Here is an 8,593-nt window from a genome sequence, read left to right on the forward strand (position 1 = left end):
CCCGGCTCTGCGCTGTCCAAGGTCATCAGGCCTTGCCGGGATGGACCGTGCCGCAGTTCGGGCAGGTGCGGGCATCCTCGCTGTCGTAGAAGGCCTTGAAGACCGGTGGGAGGTCCGCCACGATGTCGTTCACCTGCAGTTCCACCTCGTGCACGATGCCGTTGCAGTTGGCGCAGTACCAGCGGAACTTCTCCAGCGTGCCCTGCTCCCGGACTCGCTCGATCACCAGGCCGATCGAGTCCGCGTCGCGCTGCGGCGAGTGCGGCATGTTCCGCGGCAGCACCCACATCTCACCCTCGTTGATGTCCACCCGGGCCGGGCCGTCGTCGGTCATCACGTCGACGTGCATGGTGCCCTTGATCTGGTAGAAGAACTCCTCGTACGGATCGACGTGGAAGTCGTTGCGCTGGTTCGGCCCGCCGACCACCATGGTGATGAAGTCGTCCCCGGTCGGGAACATCTGCTTGTTGCCCACCGGTGGCTTCAGCAGGTGCTTGTTCTGCTCGATCCACTCGGGGAAGTTCGTCGACTCCAGGTTTGTCATCACGTCACCTCTCCAGTCTCGTGCGGGCTGGGTTGTCTTGCTGGAACGGCCGCAACGCCCTGAATCTCGATCAACAGTTGAGGATGCGGAAGTTGGTGTACTGCGACCGTCGTGCGCGCCGGGCCGGTTTCGTCGAAGAACTCGCCGTAGACCTCGTTGTAGCCGCCGAAGTCGTTCATCGACACCAGGTACGTCGTCACACTGACCAGGTCCTCGAGCCCCGCGCCGACCGCTTCCAAAATGTCCCGGATGTTCTCCAGCACCGCCCGGGTCTGCTCGCGGATGTCGAGCGTCGTCGTGCCGAGGTCATCGACGGAAGCGCCCGCGATCGTGTTGTCCGGCAGCCGGCTCGACGTCCCCGACACGTACGCGAACCCATTGGCCACCTTCACATGCGGGAACCGGCCGCGCGGTTTCGCCTTGCCCTCGACGACCCTCGCATCGGTCATGACAGCTCCACGCAGACGTTGGTGAGCTCGGAGTAGAAGTGCAGCGAGTGGGTGCCGCCTTCGCGACCGATGCCGGACAGCTTGGTGCCGCCGAACGGGGTGCGCAGGTCGCGGAGGAACCAGGTGTTGACCCAGACGATGCCGACCTCCAGCGCCGCGCCGGCTCGATGGGCCCGGCCGACGTCACGGGTCCAGACGGTGGCCGCGAGCCCGTACTGGCTGTCGTTCGCCAGCGCGAAGGCCTCCTCCTCGGAGTCGAAGGGGGCGATGTGGCAGATCGGGCCGAAGATCTCCTCGGTGTTCGTCCGGGCGTCCGCGGCCAGGCCGGTGATCACCGTCGGTTGCACGTAGCAACCACCGTCGCGGGCGTCGCCGAACGACGGTACGCCGCCGCCGGCGAGGAAGGTGGCGCCCTCGGAACGCGCCAGTTCGTAGTACGAGAGGACCTTGTCGCGGTGCTGCGGTGAGATCAGCGGCATGTTCATGGTGGCTTCGTCGGAGGGCCAGCCGAAGGTGAGTTCGTTCGCGCGGGCGGCGAGGCGGGAGCTGAACTCGTCGAAGATCGAGCGGTGGACGTAGAGGCGTTCGGTGCACAGGCAGACCTGGCCGCCGTTGGTGAAGACCGAGCGGACCGATCCCTCGACCGCGGCGTCCAGGTCCGCGTCGGCGAAGACCAGGCCGGCGTTCTTGCCGCCGAGCTCGAACGACACCGACTTCACCCCGTCGGCAGCCACCTTGCCGATCGCGCTGCCGGTCGCCGACTCGCCGGTGAAGGTGATCGCGTCGACGCCCGGGTGCTTGGTGAGGAACTCCCCCGCCGACGACGGGCCGAAGCCGTGCACGAGGTTGAAGACCCCGTCCGGTACGCCGGCCGCGGCCATCACCTCGGCGAGAACCGTCGCCGAGGAAGGGGTTTCCTCCGAGGGCTTCACCACCACAGTGTTGCCGCAGGCAAGCGCCGGCGCCACCTTCCAGGTCAGCAGCAGCAACGGCAGGTTCCAGGGCACGATGATGGCGACGACGCCGACGGGCTTGCGGACCGCGTAGTTCAGCGCGCGGCGGCCGTCGGCGAGGGTGGTCGCGTAGGACTCGGTCGAGGCGGTGGTCGCGAAGTCCGCGAAGGATCGGAAGTTGGCCGCGCCGCGGGGGATGTCGAGCGTCCGGGCCTGGCTGATCGACTTCCCGGTGTCGCCGACCTCGGCCGCCACCAGGTCGTCGAACCGCCGCTCCAGTTCGTCAGCCACTCGCCGGAGCACCACTGCGCGCTCCTGCTCGCTCATCCTTCCCCAAGGGCCTTTCAGCGCCGCTTGGGCTGCCCGGACGGCCGCATCCACGGTGTCGGCATCCGCTTCACAGACGTCGAAGATCTTCTCCCCTGTTACGGGGCTGAGCTTGGCGAAGGTCGAACCACCTTCGACGAACTTCCCGTCGACGAAGTTGCGCAGTAGGCCGGCGTCGCTGGGCTCACCAGTCAGAAGCTCGGGCCGCCAAAGACTCGTCATCGCCGCCGCCTCGTCTCGCGGCGGCAGGCCGCCGCATCGGTGCGGAGGAAGGCGGAGGCGGGGCAGGGCCGCCCCGACCCAGTCATCGCCGCCGCCTTGCGGCGCGGGTGATGGAGCCGATTGCGGCGGCTGCGGCGAGGGTTGCGGCGGCCAGGTACTGGTGCTGGCGGTGGACGCGGTCGCGGACTTCGGCGTACGGGGTGGTGGTGAAGGAGACGAGTTCGTAGCGGGAGACGTAGCGGCCGGGCAGCCAGCGTTCGAGGGTGTGTTCGACGCGCTTGCCGAGGCGGAAGACCGGGGAGGCGACCTTGTCGCGCATCTCGACGAAGTTGGCCAGCGCCATCTCCGCGATCGCCTCCGTGTTCTCCCGACGGCGGTGCTCGAAGAGAGGCAGGGCGCGAGCCCAGGAACCACCCGTGTCGGCGAGGCAGCGGTCCAGTTCGACCACGTCCTCGAAGGCGCAGTTCGCCCCCTGGCCGTAGAACGGGACGATCGCGTGCGCGGCGTCGCCGATCAGCGCGGTCCGCCCGTGCGCCTGCCACGGCTGCGTGTGCACGGTCCCGAGCACGCCTACCGGGTTGTAGAGATAGTCGTCCACCAAGGACGGTGCCAGCGGCAACAAGTCGGGATAGTGCTCGCGGAAGTGCGCCTCGATCGAGTCCTTGTTGCTCAACGCGTCGAAACTCCCGGCCGGCCAGAACAGCGTGCAGGTGAACGACCGGTCCGGATTCGGCAGCGCGATCATCATCGACGTCCCGCGCGGCCAGATGTGCAACGCCCCGGGATCCAGCGCGAACTCCCCGTCGACCGCCGGGATGCTCAGCTCCTTGTAGCCGTAGTCGAGGAAGTCGACCTGCTCGCCGACAGCGCCCTCAACCAGCAACTGCCCCCGTACTGCGGACCCGGCGCCGTCAGCACCCAGTACGACGTCGGCGTGCGCCTCCACCTTCCCCGCAGGCGTCTCGAAGATCATCTTCCCCGCCTGGGAATCCAGCTCCAGCAGCCGATGCTCGAACAACACCTCCACCCCGTCCAGCGCCGAGGCGGCATCGAGCAGCGCGTTGTTGAGCGCGCCGCGGCTGATCGAGTTGATCGCCCGGTCCCCGCTCGCGCTGTACTGCTGGAAGTCCAGCGGTCCCTCGACCGGGTGAATCATCCGGCCCTTCATCGGCAGGGCGTCCGCCATCACCTGGTCGACCAGCCCGATCCGCCGCAACGCGTCCAGCCCGCGCTCGGAGATCGCCAGGTTGATCGACCGCCCGCGCTCGGGCTGCCCCAGCCGGGGATCCGGCCGGCGCTCGTACAGGGTGACCGACAGCCCGCGCCGCGCCAGATAGCACCCCAGCAGACTGCCCGCGAGGCCCGCACCGACGATGGCTACACGTTCACTCATTCATTCTCCGGAACTACCTCGGCCAGCGCCTGAACAGCACGCCAGCAGTCGTGGTACTGCGAATAGAGCGGGACCGGCGCGAGCCGGAGTACGTCGGGTTCGCGTGCGTCGGCGATCACCCCGAACTCGTAGCGGAGGACCTTCGCCAGCTCCCCCGCAGTACGGGCGCCGCCGATTCGCAGCGAGAGCTGGGCTCCCCGCCTGGCGGGGTCGGAGGGAGTGATCAGCTGCAACGGCCGCGCCGGCGTGATCTCGGCCAGCAGGCGCTCCAGGTACGCCGTCAGCTGGACGCTGCGCTCGCGGAGCACCCCGATGCCGACCTTGTCGAACAGCTCCAGCGACGTCCGCACCGGGCTCATCGAGAAGATCGGCGGGTTCGACACCTGCCAGGCGTCCGCTGTGGCGGGTGGACGGGATTCCGGCGCCATCTCGAACCGGCTGGTGGCGTCCGTGCTCCACCAGCCCTCGAAGCGCTGCAGATCCTCGCCCAGGTGCCGCTCATGCACGAACGCCCCCGCGAGTGCGCCCGGCCCGGAGTTGAGGTACTTGTACGAGCACCAGGCGGCGAAGTCCACGTCCCAGTCGTGCAGCGACAACGGCACGTTCCCGGCGGCGTGCGCGAGATCCCAGCCGACGACCGCACCGGCCGCGTGACCGGCCGCGGTGATCGCCGGGATGTCCATCAGCTCGCCGGTGAGGTAGTTCACCCCGCCGAGCAGGACCAGCGCCACGTCTGGAGCGAGTTGCTCGACCACGTCGGCAGTACGCAGTACGTCTTCGCCGGGCCGGGGTTTCAACCTGACCACGGCCTCCGCCGGCGAGAACCCGTGGAACCGCGCCTGGGACCGGACCGCATAGCTGTCCGACGGGAAGGCGGAATCCTCGATGACGATCCGGAACCGCTCGGCCGTCGGCCGGTAGAACGACACCATCAGCAGGTGCAGGTTGACCGTCAGGGAGTTCATCACCACGGTCTCGCTCGGCAACGCCCCGATCAGGCGGGACGCGGGGCCGGTGAGCAGTTCGTGGTACGGCAACCACGGCCGGGTGGCGTCCAGATGCCCTTCGACGCCGAGCGCGGCCCACGAGTCGAGGTCTTCCAGCAGTTCGACGCGGGTCGCCTTCGGCCTCAGCCCGAGCGAGTTGCCGGCGAAGTACGCGACCTCCGGGTAGGAGCCGCCGTCCGCCGGCGGGATGTCGAACAGGTCCCGGTGACCCGGGTCGCCCGCATCCAGCTTCAGCGCCTCGGCCTCGGTCACGGTCACGGGCCCGGTCACGGCTCGATGACCGTACCCTTCCCGATCGCCGTCACGCCGCCCTTGCTGACGGTGAAGCCCCGCTCGCGGTCCAGATCCGGGTCGACGCCGATCTTCACCCCGTCGGGCACCACGATGTTCTTGTCCAGGATCACGTTCTTCAGCACCGCGTTGGCGCCGATCTTGCAGTTGTCCATGATCACCGAGCGCTCGATCGTCGCCCCGGAACTGACGATCACGTTGGCGCCGAGCACCGAGTGGTCCACGCAGGCCCCGGTGATGATGGAGCCGGAGCAGACGATCGTCTCGCCGACGGTCGCGTCGTCGGTGAACTTCGCTCCCGGCAACTGCGGGTGCGAGGTGAAGATCGGCCAGTCGGAGTTGTAGAGGTTGAACACCGGCTGGATCGAGACCAGGTCCATGTGCGCCTCGTGGTAGGAGTCCAGCGAGCCGACGTCGCGCCAGTACGAGCGATCCCGGTCGAGCGCACCGGGTACGTCGTTGTCCTTGAAGTCGTAGACCCCGGCCTTGCCCTCGGCAACCAGCATCGGGACGATGTCGCCGCCCATGTCGTGCCGGGACGCCGGGTTGGCCGCGTCCTTGCGCAGCGCCTCCACCAGCACGTCCGCGCTGAAGACGTAGTTGCCCATCGAGGCGAAGGTCTCGTCCGGCGAGTCCGGCAGCCCGGGCGGATCGGCCGGCTTCTCCAGGAAGTCGGCGATCGTGTGCCCGTCGTCGGCGGTCTTGATCACGCCGAACTCCGACGCCTCGGCCCGCGGTACCCGGATGCCGGCCACGGTGACGCCGTTGCCGCGCTCGATGTGGTCGGCGACCATCTGCGAGGCGTCCATCCGGTACACGTGGTCGGCGCCGAACACCACGATGATGTCGGGTTCGTAGTCGTCGAGCAGGTTCATCGACTGGTAGATCGCGTCGGCGCTGCCCTGGTACCACTGGGGCCCGAGCCGCTGCTGGGCCGGGACGCAGGTGACGAAGTTGCCCAGCAGGGTCGACATCCGCCACGTGATCGTGACGTGCCGGTCCAGCGAGTGCGACTTGTACTGCGTCAGCACGCACAGGTTGCGGTAGCCCGCGTTGACCAGGTTGGACAGCACGAAGTCGATCAGACGATAACTGCCGCCGAACGGCACGGCCGGTTTGGCCCGGTCCGCCGTCAGCGGCATCAGCCGCTTTCCCTCGCCGCCGGCCAGCACGATTCCGAGAACTCTGGGTGCCTTCGCCATGTCCGCACCTTAGCTTCGTCCGGCCCTTCGCAATAGACGGTTGCGAGTGTCGCCACACTGGAGCCATGCCAATCCTCCTCGAGCCGACGGTCGCCGTTCATCGCTCCTTCCTTGAAGCCTGGGATGAGTTGGGGGCCGACGAGGAGCGCTGGATGGGCGGGCGGGGGCTGATCGAGGAGTGGACCCGGGAGGAACTGGAGGATCCCGGGGAGTTCGCCCGGCTGATCGAGTCGATCGCGGCCGAGGCTCGGCCCGAGACCGAGTTGCCGCCGGATCTCGTCCACCAGACCGTGCTCTGGTTCGTCGAGGGCGACCAGTGGCTCGGCCGGCTGGCCATCCGGCACCACCTCACCCCGCCGCTGCTGGAACTCGGCGGCCACATCGGGTACGTCGTACGGCCGTCCGCCCGGGGCAGGGGGTACGCCACCCAGATGCTGACCCAGTCGCTCCCCGTCGCCGCCCGGCTCGGCATCGACCCGGCCCTGCTGACCTGCGACACCGACAACGAGCCGTCCCGCAAAGTGATCGAGGCGGCCGGCGGCGAACTCGAGGACGAACGGCACGGAAAGCTGCGTTTCTGGGTGCCCACCCACGTGCACTGATGACCTATGGTCGGGGGATGAAGATCGCGATCCTGACGCGTGAGTTCCCACCGGACGTGTACGGCGGGGCGGGGGTGCACGTGGACTTCCTGGTCCGCGAACTGCGCCGGAAGCTCGACGTCGACGTGCACTGCATGGGCGAACCCAGGCTCGGCGCGACCGCGCACTCCGAGGACGACCCGCGGCTGCCGTCCGCGAACGCGGCCCTGCGGATCCTGTCCACCGATCTGACCATGACCGCGGCCGTGGGCGACTCCGAGCTCGTCCACTCGCACACCTGGTACGCGAACATGGCGGGCCACTGGGCGAAGCTCCTGTACGGCGTACCGCACGTGGTGACGGCACACTCGCTGGAGCCCCGGCGGCCGTGGAAGGCGGAGCAACTGGGCGGCGGCTACCGGCTGTCCAGCTGGGCCGAGCAGACGGCGTACGAGGCGGCGGACGCGGTGGTCGCGGTCAGCCGCGGCATGCGCGACGACGTACTCGACTGCTACCCCACGATCGACCCCGCCAAGGTGCACGTGATCTCGAACGGCATCGACGCCGAGTTCTACCACCCGGACCCCGGGACCCACGTGCTGGAGCGGCTCGGTGTGGACCTGAGCCGGCCGTACGTGACGTTCGTCGGCCGGATCACCCGGCAGAAGGGCGTCCCCCACCTGCTCCGCGCCGGCCTGCGACTGGACCCGTCGGTGCAGCTGGTCCTGCTCGCGGGTGCCGCCGACACGGTCGACCTGAAGGCGGAGACCGACGCACTGATCGACGAGCTGAAGGCTGCCCGTGACGGTGTCTTCGTCGTTTCGGAGATGCTCCCGCGTGAGGAGGTCCGGCAGGTCCTCACTCACGCACTCGCCTTCTGCTGCCCGTCGGTCTACGAACCTCTCGGCATCGTGAACCTGGAAGCGATGGCGTGCGAGACGGCCGTCGTTGCCAGCGCGGTCGGCGGCATCCCCGAGGTCGTCGACGACGGCGTCACCGGCACGCTCGTCTCCTACGACGAGACCGACATCCCAACCTTCGAACGCCAACTGGCCGAAGGCATCAACGACCTCGTCGCCAACCCCTCCAAAGCCGAAGCCATGGGCAAGGCCGGCCGCGCCCGAGCCGTCTCCGAATTCGGCTGGGACGCGGTCGCGGACCGTACGGTCGCCCTCTACCGATCTCTGGTGGAATCGAAGCCCCAGGGGTAATTCACAGCCGCCGCCGTCCGGTCCGAGGTCCCAGCCCAGGCTTCGCTGAACCTCCATGGATGCTTCATATACACGGTGAACAGGTCACGCAGCCGACTATTGAAGCTCTGTCGAATTGTTCTCAGATTGCGAAATTCTGACAACAATTCCCGCCCTCCGAGCATCAAGGACTACGTAAGCGGTTGAGCCCTGATCTCGTTCGTCCGGGGCCAGACCGGATCTGTTCGCCGATCGGTCGGCACCCGTCTCTCCTGGCCGAGCGATCTTGTGAGGGGCGTGAAGACAACACGTGGATCGGAACACAGGCAAGCGCCGAGACGACCAGCCGGCGCGCCCGGGCAGCGCACCGGCCACCCGGGACGGGATGCCGCCGCGGCTCGACGCACCCGTCCGGCTGCTGGTGGGTCCGGCCA

8 protein-coding genes are annotated in these 8,593 nt (G+C 68.2%); 2 read left to right on the plus strand and 6 right to left on the minus strand.

What is annotated here, in order from left to right; all coding sequences use genetic code 11:
- Positions 1-25 precede the first annotated feature (25 nt).
- The 6 genes from ABD255_RS32455 to glgC all read right to left on the minus strand — a co-directional run bounded on the left by ABD255_RS32455 (position 26) and on the right by glgC (position 6,388).
- Positions 26-544 carry a 3-hydroxyanthranilate 3,4-dioxygenase gene (locus tag ABD255_RS32455; protein WP_344220616.1) on the minus strand — a complete coding sequence of 173 codons (519 nt, stop codon included), beginning with the start codon at positions 542-544 and terminating at the stop codon, positions 26-28.
- The gene (locus tag ABD255_RS32460) at positions 544-993 is read right to left on the minus strand and encodes a RidA family protein (RefSeq protein ID WP_344220617.1); all 450 of its coding nucleotides are present in this window, start codon (positions 991-993) and stop codon (positions 544-546) included. Before ABD255_RS32460 ends, ABD255_RS32455 begins: the two co-directional genes overlap by 1 nt.
- Positions 990-2,495: a 2-hydroxymuconic semialdehyde dehydrogenase gene (locus ABD255_RS32465; RefSeq protein ID WP_344220618.1), complete on the minus strand. Its 1,506-nt coding sequence runs from the start codon at positions 2,493-2,495 to the stop codon at positions 990-992. The genes ABD255_RS32460 and ABD255_RS32465 overlap by 4 nt, the downstream gene beginning before the upstream one ends.
- An 82-nt stretch (positions 2,496-2,577) precedes the next feature.
- A complete protein-coding gene (locus tag ABD255_RS32470) occupies positions 2,578-3,888 on the minus strand; it encodes an FAD-dependent oxidoreductase (RefSeq protein WP_344220619.1) in 1,311 nt (436 codons plus the stop codon).
- Entirely contained in the window at positions 3,885-5,165 is a 1,281-nt protein-coding gene (gene kynU / locus ABD255_RS32475) for a kynureninase (RefSeq protein ID WP_344220620.1), read from the minus strand. Before kynU ends, ABD255_RS32470 begins: the two co-directional genes overlap by 4 nt.
- On the minus strand, positions 5,162-6,388 hold the full coding sequence (glgC, locus tag ABD255_RS32480; protein ID WP_344220621.1) for a glucose-1-phosphate adenylyltransferase: 1,227 nt from the start codon (positions 6,386-6,388) through the stop codon (positions 5,162-5,164). The genes kynU and glgC overlap by 4 nt, the downstream gene beginning before the upstream one ends.
- Positions 6,389-6,453: 65 nt before the next feature.
- On the opposite strand from glgC, the gene ABD255_RS32485 reads away from it, so the two are divergent.
- The gene (locus ABD255_RS32485) at positions 6,454-6,990 is read left to right on the plus strand and encodes a GNAT family N-acetyltransferase (RefSeq protein WP_344220622.1); all 537 of its coding nucleotides are present in this window, start codon (positions 6,454-6,456) and stop codon (positions 6,988-6,990) included.
- Between the two features lie 17 nt (positions 6,991-7,007).
- Entirely contained in the window at positions 7,008-8,180 is a 1,173-nt protein-coding gene (glgA, locus tag ABD255_RS32490; protein ID WP_344220623.1) for a glycogen synthase, read from the plus strand.
- Positions 8,181-8,593: the final 413 nt, after the last annotated feature.

The organism is Kribbella sancticallisti (genome assembly GCF_039530625.1).
GTDB classification, from domain to species: domain Bacteria; phylum Actinomycetota; class Actinomycetes; order Propionibacteriales; family Kribbellaceae; genus Kribbella; species Kribbella sancticallisti.